Origin of the sequence: Ancylobacter tetraedralis (assembly GCF_014195655.1) — a bacterium.
In the GTDB taxonomy this organism is placed as follows: Bacteria; Pseudomonadota; Alphaproteobacteria; order Rhizobiales; family Xanthobacteraceae; genus Ancylobacter; species Ancylobacter tetraedralis.
Genome location: NZ_JACICD010000006.1, coordinates 142,353 through 160,998 on the forward strand (window position 1 = coordinate 142,353; position 18,646 = coordinate 160,998).

Consider the following 18,646-nt stretch of genomic DNA (forward strand, 5'->3'; position numbering starts at 1 on the left):
CAACGCCCGGTCCTCGGCTTCGCACGGACTTGACCTGCGCGCGCCCCTGGCCCGGCCTCAGCGATAGATCGGGAAGCGGGCGCACAGCGCGCGCACCTGCCCGCCGACCTCGGCGATCACCTGCGCATCCGCCGGGGCGCGGATGATACGGGTGATCCATTCCGCTATGGTGGCGAACTCGGCCGTGCCGAAGCCGCGCGCCGTGCCGGCATTGGACGAGAGGCGCAGGCCCGAGGGCGCCTCCGGCGGGCGCGGGTCGAACGGGATCAGGTTCTTGTTGACCGCCAGCCCGGCTTTCTCCAGCGCCTTGGCGGCGATGTCGCCGGTGGTGCCGGCGTCCGAGAGGTCCACCAGCATCAGCCCGCAATCGGTGCCACCGCCGACGATGCGCAGCCCCGCCCCGGCGAGCCGGTCGGCCAGCACCCGCGCATTTTCCAGCACGGCGCGGTTATAGGCGGTGAATTCCGGCCGCAGCGCCTCGCCGAAGCAGGCCGCCTTGCCGGCGACGATATGCATCATCACCGAGCCCTGCACGCCGGGGAAGATGCCGTACTGGATGCGGTCGCTGAGCGCCTCGTCATTCCACAGCACGATGCCGCCGCGCGCGCCGCGCAGCGACTTGTAGGTGGTGGAGGTCACCACATGCGCGTGGGGGAACGGGTGCGGATAGAGCCCGGTGGCCACCAGCCCGGCAAAATGCGCCATGTCGACCATCAACAGCGCGCCGACCTCGTCGGCAATGGCCCGCATGCCGGCGAAGTCCAGCGCATGGGGATAGGCCGAGCCGCCGGCGACGATGAGCCGGGGCCGATGCGCCAGCGCCAGCGCGCGCAGTTCCTCCAGCTCGATGCGCTCGCTCTCGCGGCTTACCCCATAGCGCACGATCGTGTAGTCGCGCCCGGTCAGCGTCGCGGGGTGGCCGTGGCTGATATGCCCGCCCGCCGCCGTATCCATGGACAGGATGGTATCGCCCAGCTTCAGCAAGCCGAGGAACACGCCGGCATTGGCGTTTGATCCGGAATGGGGCTGCACATTGGCGAAGCGGCAGCCGAACAGCTGTTTCGCCCGCTCGACCGCCAGCGCCTCAATGGCGTCGGCGAATTCCGCCCCGCCATAATAGCGGCCATAGGGCAGCCCCTCGACGGTCTTGTTGGTCAGCACCGAGCCCTGCGCTTCCAGCACAAGGCGCGAGACGATGTTCTCGGAGGCGATCAGCTCGATGCCGTCCTGCTGGCGGCCCTGTTCACCGCGAATGGCGGCGGCCAGTTCGGGATCGGCGTCGAGGCCTTGCGTGAAGTAGCCGGCGTGAAGCGTGGACATGGCACTCGCGGGAAACGGGACAGGGGAAGTAAAAAAGGGCCGCGCAGCCTAGCGGGCAAGCGCCGTCTCGGCGAGGTCGCGGCGCACCGGCGTCAGGTGCCAGCCGGCCTCGTGGCGCCGCCAGTATTCCTCGCGCAGCGCGGCCGAGATGGGGCCCGGCCGGTCATTGCCGAGAATATGCGTCGTGTGGCCGGTGCTGACCCGGGCGATCGGCATCACCCCGCCCGCCGTCGTGGTGGCGAACACCTCGTCGGCACTCTCCAGCAGCGCGCGCGGAATGGGCGCGATCGTCGCCTCAATGCCGAGATCGGCGCAGATTTCCAGCACCGAGCGCCGCGTGATGCCCTCCAGGCTGCCGCGATCGGGCGTCAGCACGCGCCCATCCTTGACGACGAAGACGTTGAAGCCAGGCCCTTCGGTGAGGAAGCCCTCGGCATCGCACAGCACGGCGGTGTCGAAACCCTGCCCATGCGCCTCCAGCAGGCCAGTGGTCAGGTCGCCCCACTGGAAGTTCTTCACCGTGGGATCGACGCTGCCATCCGGCACCCGCGGCACCGAGGCGATCAGCACATGCGCGCCGCGCGCCTGCACTTCGGGCGGGATGACGTCGATCCACGGGGCGGCATAGGCCATGAAATGATTGTCGCAATCGGCGGGGCGGCGGGAGCCGCGCACGCGCGGACGACCGCGCAGCGCCATCATCGAGACATAGGCATCATTGAGCCCAGCAAGCCCGACGCAGGCGTGCAGGATGTCTTCCATCTGCGCCCGCGTCTCCGGCGGGGCGAGATGACGGGCCTGCATGGCGCGCTCGAAACGGTCGAGATGGTCCGCAAGCCGGAAGAAACCGCCGTGATAGACGTGCACGACGTCATACACCACGTCCGAGCGGGTGAAGCCCCAATCCGTCACCGGCACCGCGGCTTCCATGAGCGGGACGAACCGGCCCTTCACATAGGCCGCACCTTGGCTGAAATCCCGATCGGGCACGCGTTCCTCCACATGGCTGGACACGCGAGCATCGCAGCCCTGCGGCAGACGATTCAAGTCACCCGCTGCGCCGGGCGCCCCCGACTTAAGGCGCAGAGGCACCGCCGGCCGGCCGCCGCGCCGCGGCCATCGCTCAGCCGCGCTTGCCGGTGAGCCAGGAGATGAGCGAGTTGCTCGGGGTGGAGGTCTTGGGCATGGATTCGACCACGATCATCTCGTTCACCTGGCCGCGCTTGAAGGCGGCGAGGAAGGTCTCGTACTCGGCCACCGACACGCAGCCATTGGAATCGCCGCGCGGGCCGAGCATGTAGGGATGCACCAGGATGCCGTTGCGCCCATACATCTTGCCATCGCCGATCGGCGTCATGCGCACGGCCTCGACGCCGTGGAAGCGCGCTTCGCGCATGGTCAGCTTGTAGCGGTTGGGCGGGGTGGGACCGAGCATCTTCACCGCGACATGGCGCGGGTCGTCGAACTTGTCGCCATAGCCCGAATGTGCCTCCAGCTTCTTGCCGCCCGGCATGTAGAGCTTCTTGGCGCGGATATCGTAGATCGCGTATTTGTCCCCGGCTGTGGGCAGGCGCAGTTCATCGGAGACTTCCGGCGGCGCGGCGGCGGGAGGCGTCGACGGCTCGTCCGGCGCGATGTCCTCCTCCATGGTCGGCGGCAGCATCGCCAGCTCGGCAGAAGCCGAGGCGGAGGTGGAAGCTGCGGTCGGCGCGGCCGCGAGCGGCAGAAGCGGCTTCTTCGGCGGAAGGGGAGCGAGGGTCAGCGTGTCCTCGGGCTCATCGCCCGGCATCACGCGACCGGCATAGAGCGGATTGGCCATGGGCAGCGGCACCGCGCTCACCGTCTCCACCGTCGGCGGCGATGTGGGTGGCGCCGCCGGCAGGGCGGCCATGACGGTCGGGCGGGTCGGCGTCAGCGCGGGGTTGAACAGCCAGCCATCCGGCTGGCCGATCTCGCCGGCGGCGCGGAAATTGCGGACATCCATCACCGTGTGGACCGGGGCGGGCGCCGGCCCGTCCACCACTTCGGTGGTCACGGCTGGCACCGCCGGCCGCAGCTGCAGCTCGGGGTCGACACGGGCGGCATCGGCGCGGGTCGGAAGGAACGCGTTGGAGACCCAAGCTGCCGCCACCGCCATCGCGACGAAACTCGCTGAGCCGATGAGGAAGGTTCCGACAAAGCGCATAGGCGTCTCTACATAGGTGGCGAATCAAACGGATGCGTCAGCAGCCCGAGCCGAGACCCGAACTGTACGGGCAGTCCATTCCTTCGAACAGTCCCCCAAGATCCCGGCTCTTTTCCGGCCGGTTGGCGGCGCTGAACGCGTCGACCCTAGATTTGTTTAGGTAATATTTCATTAATGCCGCTGCGACAATGCCTCTCGGGCCGGTATGCACCGTCCGGATGACCGATGCCACCGGATCGTGCCCGCGCAAGGCCGCCGCACGCTCACGGGTCATGAATCTCCAGGCCGCGACATTTTTTCGCTGCCGGGGGCAGACATGCGGAGAACGCGGTGGCGCGCCCGGGGAGAGCTGCCCGCCCAGCGAAATCGCATGCCTATTTCGAGAGCGCCCGACAGGCGGACGGGGCGCTGTTCGGCTCTCTGGCGCGACGGCGAACCGTCACCATATGAGCCTCGCAAGCCGAGGGCGGCGTCCCCCGGCCTGCCCAGGAGAACCCCATGAAGAAGACTGACCCCCGCGCCTGGATGTGGTCGGAAGCGCTCGACATGCTGAACCGCGCCGAGCGCATGCACCGGCAGATGTTCCAGCCGGCGCCGGAGCCCGCGCGCCGTCCCGGTGCGCTTCGCTGGGAGCCCCCGGTCGATGTGCTGGAGACGGAACGCGAACTGCTCGTGCTCGCCGCGCTGCCGGGCGTCGACCCCGATCGCATTACCGTGGCGATCAATGGCGGCGTGCTCACCATTGCCGGAGAGCGCGTGCTGCCGCCGGAGCTCCATCGCGCCACCATCCACCGCATGGAACTGCCGCAGGGTCGTTTCGAGCGCCAGCTGGCCTTGCCGCCCGGCCGCTACGAGGTCGCCCATCCGCGTGTCGTGAACGGCTGCCTCGCCGTCGTGCTGCGCAAGGTTTGAGAGCGGGGATAGAATCATGACACACCCCATTTATGAGACGATCGCGCCCGTCCATGCGGCCGATGCCGGCGGAAACGGCGGCGCCGCGAATGGCAATGGCAGCGTGCCCGCGGACCAGCTGATCATCCTGCCCGTGCGCAATTTCGTGCTGTTCCCCGGCGTCGTCATGCCGGTGGCGGTGCAGCGGCCGGCCTCGCTCGCGGCCGTGCAGCAGGCGATCCGCGAGGGGCGCCCGGTGGGCATCCTGATGCAGCGCGATCCGCAGCAGGAGGAGCCGGCGAGCGGCGACCTGCACCGCATGGGCGTCGTCGCCAACATCCTGCGCTACGTCACCGCGCAGGACGGCACGCATCACCTCGTCTGCCAGGGCGAGCAGCGCTTCCGCGTGGAAGAATTCGTCAAGGAACGCCCCTTCGTCACCGCCCGCGTGACACGGGTGGAGGAGGTCGAGGAGAGCACGTCCGAGATCGAGGCGCGCTTCGTCCACCTGCAGGGGCAGGCCACCGAGGCGCTGGAACTGCTGCCGCAGGTGCCGGGCGAACTGGTCGCGGCCGTGCGCGGGGCGGAATCGCCCGGCGCCCTCACCGACCTCGTCGCGGCCTATATCGACATCTCCTCCGACGAGAAGCAGGAGCTGCTCGAGACGGTCGACATCGTCGCGCGCATGAACAAGGTCTCGCGGCTGCTGGCCCACCGCATCGAGGTTCTGCGCCTGTCGCAGGAGATCGGCCGGCAGACCCGGGCATCGCTGGACGAGCGCCAGCGCGAGGTTCTGCTGCGCGAGCAGATGGCGGCGATCCAGAAGCAGCTGGGCGAGGATGGCGGCAACAGCCAGGAAATCGCCGAGCTGGAGACGCAGGTCGCGGAGGCCGGCATGCCGGACGACGTGGAGCAGATGGCCCGCAAGGAGCTGGGCCGGCTGCGCCGCATGTCCGACGCCGGGCCCGAATACGGCATGATCCGCACCTATCTCGACTGGCTGATCGCCCTGCCGTGGAAGCTCCCCGAGGAAGCGCCGATCGACATCGGCGAGGCGCGCCGGGTTCTGGACGAAGACCATTTCGGCCTGCCCAAGATCAAGCAGCGCATCATCGAATATCTCGCCGTGCGCAAGCTCGCGCCGAACGGCAAGGCGCCGATCCTGTGCTTCGCCGGCCCTCCCGGGGTCGGCAAGACCTCGCTCGGCCAGTCGATCGCCCGCGCGCTTGGCCGCAAGTTCATCCGCGTCAGCCTAGGGGGCGTGCATGACGAGGCGGAGATCCGCGGTCACCGGCGCACCTATATCGGCGCGCTGCCCGGCAACATCATCCAGGGCATCCGCAAGGCGGGCACCCGCGACTGCGTGATGATGCTGGACGAAATCGACAAGATGGGTTCCGGCATCCAGGGCGACCCGTCGGCGGCGATGCTGGAAGTGCTCGACCCCGAGCAGAACGGCACCTTCCGGGATAATTATCTCGGCGTTCCGTTCGACCTGTCGCGCGTGGTGTTCATCGCCACCGCGAACATGCTCGACACCATCCCCGGCCCGCTGCGCGACCGCATGGAGATCATCACCCTGTCGGGCTACACCGACAGCGAGAAGCTGCAGATCGCCAAGCGCTACCTCGTGCGCCGGCAGCTGGCGGCCAATGGCGTCAGCCCCGAGCAGGTCACCGTCGCCGACGACGCGCTGCAGACCATCATCCGCGCCTATACGCGGGAGGCCGGCGTGCGCAACCTGGAGCGTGAAGTGGGACGCGCGGTTCGTCACGTCGCGGTCGGCATCGCCGAGGGCAGCGTGACGCACGCCGACATCACGGCCGAGGGCGTGCCCGACCTGCTGGGCCCGCCGATCTTCGAGGACGAGGTGGCCCTGCGTGTCAGCGTGCCGGGCGTGGCCACCGGCCTTGCCTGGACGCCGGTCGGCGGCGACATCCTGTTCATCGAGGCGACCAAGGTGCCGGGGCGCGGCGGGCTGATCCTCACCGGCCAGCTCGGCGACGTGATGAAGGAAAGCGCGCAGGCGGCGATGAGCCTGGTGAAGAGCCGCGCCGCCGAGTTCGGCATCGACCCGGCGGTGTTCGCGACCAACGACGTGCACGTTCACGTGCCCGCCGGCGCGACGCCGAAGGACGGGCCGAGCGCGGGCGTCGCCATGTTCACCGCGCTGGTCTCGCTGCTCTCCGGCCGCACGGTGCGCAAGGACACGGCGATGACCGGCGAGATCTCCCTGCGCGGTCTCGTGCTGCCGGTCGGCGGCATCAAGGAGAAGGTGGTGGCGGCGGCGCGGGCGGGGCTGACCCGCGTGATGCTGCCCGCCCGCAACCGGCGCGACTATGAGGACATTCCTCAGGACGCGCGGGAGCGGCTGGACTTCGTCTGGCTGGAGCGGGTGGACGACGCCATCGCCAACGCACTTGAGCCGACGGACGCGGCGGCCGACACGCCCGCCGCTCCCCTCCGCGCGGCGGTCTGAACGGGTGGCGGTCTGAACGCGAGGCGGTCTGAACGCGAGGCGGTCTGAACGCGAGGCCCGGCGCCCTGCATCAAAAACCCCGGGGTTCGCGCCCCGGGGCTTTCCTGCGGCGGGAGCCCCGCGCCCGGCGCGGCCCCCGTTGCCGAATTGTTCAAACTCCGCGCGCATGATCGCACCCCCGCACGGAGCCGCAGGACCGGGTCTTGAACAGCCAGACGTACAGCTTCCTGTCGACCTACTGGCCGCATATCGCGCTGGTGATCAGCACGGCCATCGGCCTCGTCGCGGCCATCCATGCGGCGATGACCAAGGACGATGTGCGCGCGGCCACCGGCTGGGTCGGCGTCATCCTGCTCTCGCCGGTGATCGGGGCATTCCTCTATCTCGTCGCCGGCATCAACCGCATCCGCCGCACCGCGGCCAAGCGCCGCCGCGCCAGCCAGGACCGGCGCCGGCACCATGAGCGTCCGCCCATCGCCATCGCCCTGTCGCCCAGCCTCTCCGCCATGAAGCGGCTCGGCGACCGGGTGAGCGCCTTTCCGCTGACCACCGGCAACGCGGTGCGGCTGCTGGACAGCGGCGATGAGGCCTACCCCGAGATGCTCGCCGCCATACGCGGCGCCCGGCGGCATGTCGCGCTCTCCTCCTACATTTTCGACAATGACCCGGTCGGCGCCGAGTTCGCCGACGCGCTGATCGAGGCGCACCAGCGCGGCGTTGCCGTGCGGGTGCTGATCGACGCCATCGGGGCGCGCTATTCGCGTCCTCCGATCGTCGGCCGGCTGCAGGATGGCGCAGTGAATGTCGACCTGTTCATGGGCAATCTCATCGGCCTGCGGCTGCCCTATGCCAATCTGCGCAGCCACCGCAAGATGCTGATCGTCGACGGCGCGCTGGCCTTCACCGGCGGCATGAACATTCGTGCCCAGTTCACCCGCCGCTATGGTGGCGCCGATGCCGCGCGCGACACGCATTTCCGCGTCGAGGGCCCGGCGGTGGAGCAGCTTCTCGCGGTGTTCGCCGAGGACTGGACCTTCACCACGGCCGAAATTCTCGAAGGCCCGGCCTGGGCGGAAGCGCCCGAGGGGCCGCCTTGCGGCGACGTGGCGGTGCGCGTGGTGCCCTCGGGGCCCGACCTCAACCTTGCCTCCGCGCACAGCGTGATCATGGGCGCGCTGGCCATGGCGCAGAACCGCGTGCGGCTCTGCTCACCCTATTTCCTGCCCGACCTGCAACTGATCGGCAGCCTTTCCGTGGCCGGACGGCGCGGGGTCGATGTGGACATCGTCATCCCCTCCGCCAACAACCTGAAACTGGTCGACTACGCCATGACCGCCCAGCTCGACCAGGTGCTGGAGGGCGACTGCCGGGTATGGCGCGCCGGCGGCATGTTCGACCATTCCAAGCTGATGGCGGTGGACGGGGTCTGGGCCTATGTCGGCTCCTCCAACCTCGATCCGCGCAGCTTGCGGCTCAATTTCGAGCTCGACCTCGAACTCTACGACCCCGCCATTGCCGGGGCGGTGGAGGCGCGCATCACCGCCATGATGGGCTCGGCCACGCCGGAGACGCTGCAGACCCTGCGCGCGCGTCCCTTCCTCAAGCGGCTGCGCAACCGCGCCATCTGGCTGGCCTCGCCCTATCTGTGAGGCGAGCGCGCGCCCCTCGCTCCCGCGCCGGAGGCAATCCCGGATAGAGCCAGCCCTGACGCGGCATGCGGATAAAGGGCCGGCGCCGGGCCGACAACTGGATCTGCCTGAACAAACAAAAGCCAGCCCCGTTTCCGGGACTGGCTTGAGGCAGACGGTCAGCCCGTCCGGGAGTTCGGGAGAAGCGGAGGGCGCGCGCAAGCGCGGCACCCCGCTGGAAGATCACGCCGCGACGGCGGCCTTGGTCGGGACTTCCGAGACCGTCTTCAGGATCTGGGAGGCGATCGCATAGGGGTCCCCCTGCGAGTTCGGGCGGCGATCCTCAAGATAGCCCTTGTAGTCGTTCTTGATGAACGAGTGGGGCACGCGGATCGACGCGCCGCGATCGGCGACGCCATAGCTGAACTTGTTCCACGGCGCCGTCTCGTGCTTGCCGGTCAGGCGCAGGTGGTTATCCGGACCGTACACGGCGATGTGGTCATCGAGGTTCTTCTCGAAGGCGGCCATCAGCGCCTCGAAATAGTCCTTGCCGCCGACTTCGCGCAGGTACTTGGTCGAGAAGTTCGCATGCATGCCCGAGCCGTTCCAATCGGTGTCGCCGAGCGGCTTGCAGTGGAACTCGATGTCGACGCCATACTGCTCGGTAAGGCGCAGCAGGAGGTAGCGGGCCATCCACACTTCGTCGGCGGCCTTCTTGGAGCCCTTGCCGAAAATCTGGAATTCCCACTGGCCCTTCGCGACTTCCGCGTTGATGCCTTCGTGGTTGATGCCAGCTTCCAGGCAGAGCTCAAGGTGCTCCTCGACGATCTCGCGGGCGACGTCGCCGACATTCTTGAAGCCGACGCCGGTGTAGTACGGGCCCTGCGGCGCGGGATAGCCATGCTCGGGGAAGCCGAGCGGGCGACCGTCCTTGTAGAAGAAATATTCCTGCTCGAAGCCGAACCAGGCGCCTTCGTCATCCAGGATGGTGGCGCGGGCATTGGTGGCGTGCGGGGTGACGCCGTCCGGCATCATGACTTCGCACATCACCAGAGCGCCGTTCTTGCGGGCCGGGTCGGGATAGACCGCGACCGGCTTCAGCACGCAATCGGAGCTGCGACCCTCGGCCTGCATGGTGGACGAACCGTCGAAACCCCAGAGAGGCAGTTCCTCGAGCGTGGGGAAGTGGTCGAATTCCTTGATCTGCGTCTTGCCACGCAGGTTCGGCGTCGGCTTGTAACCGTCGAGCCAGATGTACTCGAGTTTGTACTTCGTCATTGCGTGTCTCTCATAGCTTGTGACCGGGTGCCGAAGAACCCACGTCGCTCTGCCGGCCGCGTGAGGAAGGATCGACCGTCAACGGCTATCCATCCTACAAGCATGCCGCGTGCCAATTCGCCCCAACCGGTCGCGCGGGGCCTTCCATTCGCCCGGGCGGCAGCCGGCGGCGGCGCGCGCCGGGATCCCGTGCCATGGCGATTCGCCTGAATTCACGCGGCTTGGCGCAGCCCGGCGGTCCCCATGCGCCGGGTGCACCGCAGCGGGCGGAGGAACCCGCATGGCTCATCCCGCGTTGAACCAACGCCCATCGCAGACGCGTTCGGCACTGCACAAATTTTGATCTTCTTGTGATCTCAAAATATGCATATTGCGCAAACGCCATGCATAAGATGCTATATTGCCATTGGCGGCTGACGCGGGAACGCGCAGCCCAATAAGGAGAAACACAATGAATACCCCGACCCAGCGCGAGAGCGCCCAGATCGTTCCGTTCCCCACCGGTGGCCGCGCCGGCCTTGCCGCGCGTCAGGCGGTGGCCCGTCAGACGGCCGAGATGCCGGCCAACCTCGCCAGCGTGGCCTTTGGCAGCTGGTACCATGAGGAAGCCATGAAGGAAGAACGCAACCCGAAGAACTGACCGCGCAGCCGATGACATCCGTATGCGCGACGCGCCCTGTTTTTGAGCACTGAAGAGGACCAGCGTCCCGTACGCCCGGCCCTCTTCCCTCCCCTCGGCCCGATTTCCGCTGTCGGTCCTGCCGTGCCGCGATCAGCCGAACACGGACCAGCCCAGCCGCTGGGTGAGCCGTTCGAGCGCGATCCGCCCCAGATGCGAGTTGCCGCTGGCGTCCAGCCCCGGCGACCACACCGCGATGGAGGCCTTGCGCGGCGCGATGGCCAGAATTCCACCCCCCACCCCGCTCTTGCCCGGCAGGCCGACGCGATAGGCGAACTCGCCCGACCCGTCATAATGGCCGCACGTCATCATGATGGCGTTGATGCGCCGGGCGCGCTCGGGCGAGACCACGGAATGCCCCGTCGCGGGATTTCGCCCGCCATGGGCGAGGAAACGCCCCGCCAGCGCCAGCTGCCGGCAGGACATGGCGATGGCGCAGTGGTGGAAATAGACGCCCAGCGTGTAGTCGACCGGGTTCTCCAGCACGCCGAACGCCTTCATGTAATTGGCCAGCGCCCGGTTGCGGAAGCCGGTGCGCTGCTCGGACGCCGCCACCGCATCGTCCATCGAGATGGTGGGATCGTCGGCGAGGAAGCGCATGAAGCGCAGGATCTCGCCGAGCGCCTCCTTCGGCTGGTGGCCGGACAGGATGACGTCGGTCACCGCGATCGCCCCGGCATTGATGAACGGATTGCGCGGAATGCCGCGCTCGTTCTCCAGCTGCACGATGGAGTTGAACGGGCTGCCCGAGGGCTCGCGCCCCACCCGCTCCCACAGCCGGTTGCCCGCCTTGCCCAGGGCCAGCGTCAGGGTGAACACCTTGGATATGCTCTGGATGGAGAAGGCGACATCCGCATCGCCCCCCACCGCGACATGGCCATCGACATCCACCACCGCGAGCGCGAACCCGGCCGGGTCGACGCGGGCCAGTTCGGGAATATAGGTGGCGACGTCGCCGCGATCGGGCCGGGCCCGCATTTCCTCGGCGATTTCCCGGACGATGAGGTCGATATCAGGCACGACGGGCGGCCTCCCCGATTTCTGGCGGCTGTGGACAATGCCAGCCATAGCGCAAGGCCGGACCCGCCCGCCAGCGTGCAAATCACGGGCCGTAACGCCCGGCAAACGCCTTGGCGAACGCTTGCGCCGGCGGGCCGGCGGGCCCTGGCCCCATCCGGCCGCACGGATCCCCCGGCGCGCCGGGGGGCAGCGCGTCGAGCGGTGCCGGGGTATCGCTCGTGCGGCGATCCGGCCGACCGGCGTGGCGTTTGCCGGCGCGGCTGGCTATTCTGCCCGGCCCTGCCAGCGATTCCGTGAGCCGCATGACCACCGATACCTCTTCCCTCGCCGACCGCATCGCCCGGCAGATCGCCAGCGAGATCGGCGCGCGCCCGCAGCAGGCGCTGGCCGCCATCGCCCTCTTGGACGAGGGCGCGACCGTCCCCTTCATCGCGCGCTACCGCAAGGAAGCGACCGGCGGGCTGGACGACACCCAGCTGCGCCAGCTGGGAGAGCGGCTGATCTACCTGCGCGAGCTGGAAGCCCGGCGCGGGGCCATCCTGCAGGCCGTCCGCCAGCTGGAAAAGCTCACCCCCGAGCTGGAAGCCGCCATTGTCGGTGCCACGACCAAGGCGGAGCTGGAGGACATCTACCTCCCCTACAAGCCCAAGCGCCGCAACAAGGCGGAGATCGCCCGCGAGCGCGGGCTCGGCCCGCTGGCGGAAGCCATTCTCGCCAACCGAGCGCCGGTGCCGGCCGAGCTGGCGCAGGCCTATCTCACCGACGAGGTGGTCGATGTGAAAGCCGCGCTGGACGGCGCGCGCGACATTATCTCCGAACAGTTCGCGCAGAATGCCGAGCTGCTGGGCCGGCTGCGCGGTTATCTCAGGCAGAATGCCAGCCTGCGGTCCCGGCTGGTCGAGGGCAAGGCGGAGGCCGGGGCCAAGTTCTCCGACTATTTCGACCATGTGGAGAAATGGGCGGCCGTGCCCAGCCACCGCGCGCTCGCCATGCTGCGCGGGCGCAACGAGGACATGCTGACGCTGGAGATCGAGGTCGACGCCGAGGATCCGCGCCCGCTCAAGCCCGTGGTGCGCATGATCGCGGAGGCCTATTCGATCGGCGCCAACCTGCCCGGCGACGTGTGGCTCATGGAGGTGGCCGGCTGGACCTGGCGGGTGAAGCTCGCGCTGCACCTCTCGCTCGACCTGATGACGGACCTCAGGATGAAGGCGGAGACCGAGGCGATCAATGTGTTCGCCCGCAATCTCAAGGACCTCTTGCTCACGGCGCCGGCCGGCTCGCGCGCCACCATGGGGCTCGATCCCGGCATCCGCACCGGCGTCAAGGTCGCCATTATCGACGGCACCGGCAAGCTGGTGGCCACCACCACGGTCTACCCCTTCCCGCCCAAGAACGACGTGCGCGGCACGCAGGGCGAGCTTGCCCGCCTCATCCGCCAGCACAAGGTGGAGCTGGTGGCCATCGGCAACGGCACCGGCAGCCGCGAGACCGAGAAGCTGGTGGCCGAGATGCTGGGCGACCTGCCGTCGCCCAAGCCGATCAAGGTGGTGGTGTCGGAGGCCGGCGCCTCGGTCTATTCGGCCTCCGAGGCCGCGGCGATGGAATTCCCCACTCTCGACGTCTCGCTGCGCGGCGCCGTCTCCATCGCCCGCCGGCTGCAGGATCCGCTGGCCGAACTCGTCAAGATCGAGCCGAAGTCGATCGGCGTCGGCCAGTACCAGCATGATGTGGACCAGTATCACCTCGCCCGCGCGCTCGACGCGGTGGTGGAGGATGCGGTGAACGCGGTCGGAGTCGATCTCAACACCGCCTCCGCCTCGCTGCTGGCGCGCGTCTCGGGCCTCGGCACCGCGCTGGCCGAGGCCATCGTCGCCCATCGCGATGCCAACGGCCCCTTTGCCAGCCGCAAGCAGCTGCTGGATGTCACCCGCCTCGGGCCGCGCACCTTCGAGCAATGCGCCGGCTTCCTGCGCATCCGGGATGGCGCCGAGCCGCTCGACGCCTCCTCGGTGCATCCGGAGGCCTATGGCGTCGCGCGCAAGATCGTGAAGGCCTGCGGGCGCGACCTGCGCACGCTTATGGGCGACAGCGCCGCCCTCTCCCAGTTGGACCCCCGCGCGTTCGTCGACGAGCGCTTCGGCCTGCCCACGGTGCGTGACATCATCGCCGAATTGGACAAGCCCGGCCGCGACCCGCGCCCGGCCTTCAAGACCGCCACCTTCGCGGACGGCATCGACGACATGAAGGACCTCAAGCCCGGCATGGAGCTGGAAGGCACCGTGACCAACGTCGCCGCCTTCGGTGCCTTCGTCGATATCGGCGTGCATCAGGACGGGCTGGTGCACGTCTCCCAGCTCGCCGACCGCTTCATCAAGGACGCGCATGAGGTGGTGAAGGTGGGCGATGTGGTGAAGGTGCGGGTGCTGGAGATCGACATCAAGCGCAAGCGCATCTCGCTATCGATGCGGCGCGATGCGGGGCCGGGCAGCGCATCGGGCAGTGCATCGCGACAGCTAGAGCGCGCACCGCGCGACAACAGGGACAACCAGGTCGCACCCGGTCGCGGCGCCCCGCCCAAGCCGGCGGCAGGGAAGCCGGCCCCGCGCGAGGCGCAGGGTGCGCTCGGGGCGGCGTTGATGGACGCTTTCAAGAAGCGCTAATCCACCGGCCGCCCGGCCGTGCCGGGCGGTTCCCCGCGACGCGCGGGCGCGGACGAACGATCAGACCGGATAGTCCCACATGTCATCGGGGATCTTGCCGCCCGCATTGGCACGCATACGGTCGCGAAAGATCTGCACGGCCGGAAATGGCCGGTAGGCGATGGTTCGCTCCACGAGCTGCCCATTCTCATCGTCGACAAGGATTTCAAGACTTTCCAGCTTGTGGCCGTCGATCGTGCCTTCCCATCTGAGAAAGGTCGTTCGAGCGTCGAGCTTGGATTCGAGAACGTATTTTCCGACGCTGTCCCGGCTGCGGGACGAATTCGCGATGGCGAAAGAGACGGCATCACGCCCCTCGATCGCGCGAATGAGAACCGGGCTGTTGAAAACCACGTTCTCGGCCAGCAATTTGGCGACCTGCTCGGGCGTGGGAGATCCAGCCTCGCGCAGGCTTCGGAGCGGGTGCATGGTGATTTCCCTATTTTGCGGATGTCGGAGGGGCAGGTGCGGTGGACCTCTCCGGATCCGTCGCCATCCGCCATCCCACAGGGATGCGCAGGCGGGTCAGGGTCCTGAAGAACGGCTTCGGAACAGCCGCCTGATCATGATGACCGACAGCAAACGGATGAGCGCACAGATTTCGGCAACACCGTTGCGGAATGCAACGACCTTCCCGCAATCGCCGTGGGAGACGGCCTGCGGGCAAGCCGGAAAGGCATCGGATGGCAGCTTATTGGTCGTTTCCCGGGGGCTCTCGCGAGCCGGATCCAGGAGGATCCCGTCAGGCGTTCCGGCCTTGACGCAACGGCACGGCCATCTGAAAGGCGGCCGGATCTACCACGCGGCAGTGCCCTGACAGAAAACGTCCGCCGAAACGGCCAGGCACGCGCCCTGAAGAATGCGCACCCGTCTCGGGCAACCGGACAGTCCGCGAGAGGCCGAACCTGCGCCGGCCTCTCGCCCCGTCTCTCACACCTTGTATTCGTAGAGCAGCCGGGCGCGGATCGTGCCTTCGAGCTTGCGGATATCGGCCAGCACGCGCTCGCTGTCGGCGGCGGAGGCGTCCGCGTCCAGCACGACATAGCCGACATCGGCATAGGTCTCGTAATATTGAGCGGCGATGTTCACCTGATGGCGCGCCAGCACCTCGTTGAGCCGCCCGAGCATGCCCGGCAGGTTGCGCTGCACCTGGATGAAGCGCGAGCCGCAGGGTGCGCTCGGCGCCGCGCTGCTGGACGCCTTCAAGCGGCGCTGAGCGCTGCGGGCGAGGATTTCTGTCCCGCTCCGTCAACCAATCGTTGCGCGTTATCAAGTCGCCGGCCCCCTTCCTGATGTACAATGATCGATAGCCCACACCCGGCGGCGCCTGCAAAGGAGGCGCATGGCCAATCGCCGGCGGTGGGAAACAGGGGGGATTCGCCAGACATGAAAAGCTGTTGCCACTTTTTGTCAGCCGGCCTTGCCGCCGTGCTTCTCGCGCTCGCGCCGGGCCTCGGCCGGGCGCAGACGGCGAGCGGCAGCGCCGCGCCGCGTTATGCGCCCGACGTGCCGGCGAAGATCACCACGCCGGACACGGTCGAAACCCGCATCGGCACGCTGCGCTTCAAGGATGGCGCGCCCGACGCGCCCACGGTCCAGCTGCTGCGTGACCAGCTGGACTTCACCCGCGGCATCGACGCCTTCCTCAAGGGCATCTCCGCAACCTCGGTCCATGCCATCTGCCGCGGCCTCGACGAGGCGGGCGTGAAACCCAATGGCGGCATCGGCATCGCCGAGGACCTGCTCGACGCGCGCTCGCTCTTCCTCACCGCCAACACGACGACGGTCTACACTCTGTTCTGCCTCGATCTGAACGCGGGGCCGATGGTGGTGCGGGTGCCCCCGCGCGTGCTCGGACCGGCCGACGACGCCGATTTCCGCTGGGTGACCGATGTGGGCCTCACCGGGCCCGACCAGGGGCGCGGCGGCACTTACCTGTTCGTGCCGCCGGGCTACACCGGCCCGCTGCCGAAGATGGGCTTCCACATCGCGAAGCCGCGCACCAACCGGATCGTCGTATTCTACCGCGCCTTCGTCGAGAAGGGCGACATCGCCGCGGCCGTGGCCGGGGTGAAGGCGGAGGCGGCAGTGTTTCCGCTCGCCGAGGCCGCCAAGCCGCCAGCGACCACCTTCGTCAACCTCTCCGGCGTCCGGTTCAACACCATCAGCGCCAATGACTTCAGCTTCTTCGAGGAGCTGAACAGCGTGGTGCAGAACGAGCCGGCCAACTGGGTCGATCCCGACGAGGTCGGCCTCTACGCGGCAATCGGCATCCGAAAAGGCCAGCCCTTCGCGCCGGACGCCCGGCTGAAGGCGATCCTCACCGATTCGGTGGCCGTGGCGAACGGCATCGCCCGCGCCGACCTGTTCGCCTCGCGCGACCCGGCGGCGAAGATCTACACCGACCGGCAATGGCTCACCGCCTTCATCGGCGGCAGCTACCGCTTCCTCGACGGCGCCGCGCGCCTGCTCGACGCACGCACCCTGTTCTTCTACTACGCGACCGGCATCACCCCGGCGATGACCCAGGCGCAGCCCGGCACCGGCTCGGCCTATGCGGTGGGCCTGCGCGACGCCAAAGGTGAGTATCTCGACGGCGCCCGCACCTATTCGGTCACGCTGCCGGGCCCGGTGCCGGTGAACGCCTTCTGGGCCTTCACCGCCTATGACAACAACACGCGTTCGCTGCTGCCCACCGACCAGAAGCTGGCCGGCGTCGACAGCACGCTGCCCAACCTCAAGAAGAACGCCGACGGCGGTGCCACCGTCTGGTTCGGCCCGACCGCGCCGGCCGGCCACGAGGGCAACTGGGTGCAGACCCTGCCCGGCAAGGGCTACAACGTGCTGCTGCGGCTCTATGGCCCGCTGGAGCCGTGGTTCGACCAGTCGTGGCGGCCCGGCGACTTCGAGCCGCAGCCGTGAGGCTGTGCCCGCCGCCCGATCAACCGGGCGGCGGGCACCCCGCTCACACCTTGTATTCGTAGAGCAGCCGGGCGCGGATCGTGCCCTCCAGCTTGCGGATATCGGCCAGCACGCGCTCGCTGTCGGCGGCGGAGGCGTCCGCGTCCAGCACGACATAGCCGACATCGGCATAGGTCTCGTAATACTGAGCGGCGATGTTCACCTGGTGGCGCGCCAGCACCTCGTTGAGCCGCCCGAGCATGCCCGGCAGGTTGCGCTGCACCTGGATGAAGCGCGTGCCGAGCGGGCGCGCGGGAAGCTGCACCTCGGGGAAATTCACCGCGCCCAGGGTCGTGCCGCTGTCGCTGTAATCCACCATCTTGCGCGCGACCTCCGAGCCGATGCGCTCCTGCGCCTCCTCGGTGGAGCCGCCGATATGCGGGGTGAGGATGACATTGTCCAAACCCTGCAGCGGCGAGACGAAGCGCTCCTTGTTGGAGCCGGGCTCCACCGGGAACACATCCACCGCCGCCCCGCGCAGCCGGCCGGCTTTGAGCGCCTCGGCAAGGGCGGCGAGATCGACCACCGTGCCGCGGCTGTTATTGATGAAATAGGCGCCGTCCTTCATCGCCGCGAATTCCGCCGCGCCGATCATGTTCTGCGTCGCCGCCGTCTCCGGCACGTGCAGGCTGACGACATCGCTCTGCGCCAGCAGCTGGTGCAGGCTGCCGACCGACTCGGTATTGCCGTGGCGCAGCTTGGAGACGTGATCGTAATAGATCACCTTCATGCCCATCGCCTCGGCGAGGTTGGACAGCTGGGTGCCGATATTGCCGTAGCCGATAATGCCCAGCGTCTTGCCGCGCACCTCGTGGCTATTGTGCGCGGACTTGTCCCACAGCCCGTCATGGGCGGCGCGCGAGCGCTCGGGAATCCGCCGCAGCAGCATGACGATCTCGCCGATCACCAGTTCCGCGACGCTGCGCGTGTTGGAAAAGGGCGCGTTGAACACCGGGATGCCCTGGGCGCGCGCGGCGCCGAGATCCACCTGATTGGTGCCGACGCTGAAACAGCCGATGGCGATCAGCCGGTCCGCCGCCTCGAGAATGTCGGCGGTGATCTGGGTGCGCGAGCGGATGCCGAGGAGGTGCACGCCCTTCATCGCATCCTTGAGGGCATCGCCGTCGAGCGCCTTGGGCAGGCGCGTGACATTGGAATAGCCGGCCACCGTCAGGGTCTCGACGGCGCTGTCATTGACGCCTTCGAGCAGCAGCACCCGGATCTTGTCCTTGGCGAGCGAGAGTTGCGGCAAAGCGGGAAGAAGATCGAGCACGATCGCGGTGTCCTTCGTCGGCAGATAGGCTCACGGGCGGTGCGGCCGGTGCGCGACAAGCGCCATGGCCCGGCTCGACCCGCCGCCCGGCGGCGCGGGGAGCCGCGGGCGGCGCGAACTTAACCTTTTGGCGCCCGCCGTCTAGAGCCGGATCCGCCCCGACATGGGTTCAAGGCGGCATGCGGGGCCGACCTCGCGCAAAACGCCTGGCAAAAGCCACAGCGGCGTGG

Annotated in this window: 15 protein-coding genes; 6 read left to right on the forward strand and 9 right to left on the reverse strand. The window is 68.3% G+C overall.

All coding sequences use genetic code 11. The annotated features are described in order from the left end of the window. Positions 1-57: 57 nt before the first annotated feature. From FHS55_RS16075 to FHS55_RS16090, 4 genes are all read right to left on the reverse strand, one after another. Positions 58-1,320 carry a serine hydroxymethyltransferase gene (locus FHS55_RS16075; RefSeq protein WP_183190795.1) on the reverse strand — a complete coding sequence of 421 codons (1,263 nt, stop codon included), beginning with the start codon at positions 1,318-1,320 and terminating at the stop codon, positions 58-60. Positions 1,321-1,368: 48 nt separating this feature from the next. Beyond that, positions 1,369-2,310: an aminotransferase class IV gene (locus FHS55_RS16080; protein WP_343056189.1), complete on the reverse strand. Its 942-nt coding sequence runs from the start codon at positions 2,308-2,310 to the stop codon at positions 1,369-1,371. Positions 2,311-2,443: 133 nt separating this feature from the next. Then, on the reverse strand, positions 2,444-3,505 hold the full coding sequence (locus tag FHS55_RS16085; protein WP_183190796.1) for a DUF2778 domain-containing protein: 1,062 nt from the start codon (positions 3,503-3,505) through the stop codon (positions 2,444-2,446). Between the two features lie 37 nt (positions 3,506-3,542). Continuing rightward, positions 3,543-3,779 (reverse strand): hypothetical protein, encoded by a 237-nt coding sequence (locus FHS55_RS16090; RefSeq protein WP_183190797.1) that lies wholly within the window; start codon positions 3,777-3,779, stop codon positions 3,543-3,545. 224 nt (positions 3,780-4,003) lie between these two features. Here FHS55_RS16090 and FHS55_RS16095 point away from each other — a divergent pair, with 224 nt between their 5' ends. The 3 genes from FHS55_RS16095 (at position 4,004) to FHS55_RS16105 (ending at position 8,524) form a co-directional block, all read left to right on the forward strand. Then, a complete protein-coding gene (locus FHS55_RS16095; RefSeq protein WP_183190798.1) occupies positions 4,004-4,417 on the forward strand; it encodes an Hsp20/alpha crystallin family protein in 414 nt (137 codons plus the stop codon). A gap of 16 nt (positions 4,418-4,433) precedes the next feature. Then, positions 4,434-6,875, forward strand: a complete 2,442-nt coding sequence (lon, locus tag FHS55_RS16100) for an endopeptidase La (protein ID WP_183190799.1) — start codon at positions 4,434-4,436, stop codon at positions 6,873-6,875. Positions 6,876-7,078: 203 nt separating this feature from the next. After that, complete coding sequence (locus FHS55_RS16105; RefSeq protein ID WP_183190800.1) at positions 7,079-8,524, forward strand: phospholipase D-like domain-containing protein; 1,446 nt, start codon at positions 7,079-7,081, stop codon at positions 8,522-8,524. Positions 8,525-8,746: 222 nt separating this feature from the next. Here the strand turns inward: FHS55_RS16105 and FHS55_RS16110 are convergent, their stop codons facing one another. Continuing rightward, complete coding sequence (locus tag FHS55_RS16110; RefSeq protein WP_183190801.1) at positions 8,747-9,781, reverse strand: glutamine synthetase beta-grasp domain-containing protein; 1,035 nt, start codon at positions 9,779-9,781, stop codon at positions 8,747-8,749. Positions 9,782-10,232: 451 nt separating this feature from the next. On the opposite strand from FHS55_RS16110, the gene FHS55_RS16115 reads away from it, so the two are divergent. Further along, positions 10,233-10,421 (forward strand): DUF2735 domain-containing protein, encoded by a 189-nt coding sequence (locus tag FHS55_RS16115; protein WP_183190802.1) that lies wholly within the window; start codon positions 10,233-10,235, stop codon positions 10,419-10,421. A gap of 132 nt (positions 10,422-10,553) precedes the next feature. Here FHS55_RS16115 and FHS55_RS16120 read toward each other — a convergent pair whose 3' ends face one another. Next, complete coding sequence (locus FHS55_RS16120) at positions 10,554-11,528, reverse strand: glutaminase (RefSeq protein WP_183190803.1); 975 nt, start codon at positions 11,526-11,528, stop codon at positions 10,554-10,556. A 254-nt stretch (positions 11,529-11,782) separates the two neighbouring features. Here FHS55_RS16120 and FHS55_RS16125 point away from each other — a divergent pair, with 254 nt between their 5' ends. Continuing rightward, the gene (locus tag FHS55_RS16125; protein ID WP_183190804.1) at positions 11,783-14,143 is read left to right on the forward strand and encodes a Tex family protein; all 2,361 of its coding nucleotides are present in this window, start codon (positions 11,783-11,785) and stop codon (positions 14,141-14,143) included. A 60-nt stretch (positions 14,144-14,203) separates the two neighbouring features. Here the strand turns inward: FHS55_RS16125 and FHS55_RS16130 are convergent, their stop codons facing one another. Together FHS55_RS16130 and FHS55_RS16135 are read right to left on the reverse strand one after the other, a co-directional pair. Then, positions 14,204-14,611: a hypothetical protein gene (locus FHS55_RS16130; protein WP_183190805.1), complete on the reverse strand. Its 408-nt coding sequence runs from the start codon at positions 14,609-14,611 to the stop codon at positions 14,204-14,206. A 501-nt stretch (positions 14,612-15,112) separates the two neighbouring features. Continuing rightward, the gene (locus tag FHS55_RS16135; protein ID WP_183190806.1) at positions 15,113-15,388 is read right to left on the reverse strand and encodes a hypothetical protein; all 276 of its coding nucleotides are present in this window, start codon (positions 15,386-15,388) and stop codon (positions 15,113-15,115) included. A 180-nt stretch (positions 15,389-15,568) separates the two neighbouring features. Between FHS55_RS16135 and FHS55_RS16140 the strand changes: the two genes are divergently transcribed. Then, positions 15,569-17,104: a DUF1254 domain-containing protein gene (locus tag FHS55_RS16140; RefSeq protein ID WP_183190807.1), complete on the forward strand. Its 1,536-nt coding sequence runs from the start codon at positions 15,569-15,571 to the stop codon at positions 17,102-17,104. A gap of 43 nt (positions 17,105-17,147) precedes the next feature. On the opposite strand, the gene serA is transcribed toward FHS55_RS16140, so the two are convergent. Next, positions 17,148-18,416 (reverse strand): phosphoglycerate dehydrogenase, encoded by a 1,269-nt coding sequence (gene serA / locus FHS55_RS16145; protein WP_425485824.1) that lies wholly within the window; start codon positions 18,414-18,416, stop codon positions 17,148-17,150. Positions 18,417-18,646: the final 230 nt, after the last annotated feature.

Bases quoted from the DNA above. Each gene is read 5' to 3' on its own strand.
- FHS55_RS16075 (WP_183190795.1), bottom strand. From the start codon at position 1,320: ATGTCCACGCTTCACGCCGGCTACTTCACGCAAGGCCTCGACGCCGAT.
- FHS55_RS16085 (WP_183190796.1), bottom strand. From the start codon at position 3,505: ATGCGCTTTGTCGGAACCTTCCTCATCGGCTCAGCGAGTTTCGTCGCG.
- FHS55_RS16090 (WP_183190797.1), bottom strand. From the start codon at position 3,779: ATGACCCGTGAGCGTGCGGCGGCCTTGCGCGGGCACGATCCGGTGGCA.
- FHS55_RS16095 (WP_183190798.1), top strand. From the start codon at position 4,004: ATGAAGAAGACTGACCCCCGCGCCTGGATGTGGTCGGAAGCGCTCGAC.
- lon (WP_183190799.1), top strand. From the start codon at position 4,434: ATGACACACCCCATTTATGAGACGATCGCGCCCGTCCATGCGGCCGAT.
- FHS55_RS16110 (WP_183190801.1), bottom strand. From the start codon at position 9,781: ATGACGAAGTACAAACTCGAGTACATCTGGCTCGACGGTTACAAGCCG.
- FHS55_RS16115 (WP_183190802.1), top strand. From the start codon at position 10,233: ATGAATACCCCGACCCAGCGCGAGAGCGCCCAGATCGTTCCGTTCCCC.
- FHS55_RS16120 (WP_183190803.1), bottom strand. From the start codon at position 11,528: ATGGCTGGCATTGTCCACAGCCGCCAGAAATCGGGGAGGCCGCCCGTC.
- FHS55_RS16125 (WP_183190804.1), top strand. From the start codon at position 11,783: ATGACCACCGATACCTCTTCCCTCGCCGACCGCATCGCCCGGCAGATC.
- FHS55_RS16130 (WP_183190805.1), bottom strand. From the start codon at position 14,611: ATGCACCCGCTCCGAAGCCTGCGCGAGGCTGGATCTCCCACGCCCGAG.
- FHS55_RS16140 (WP_183190807.1), top strand. From the start codon at position 15,569: ATGAAAAGCTGTTGCCACTTTTTGTCAGCCGGCCTTGCCGCCGTGCTT.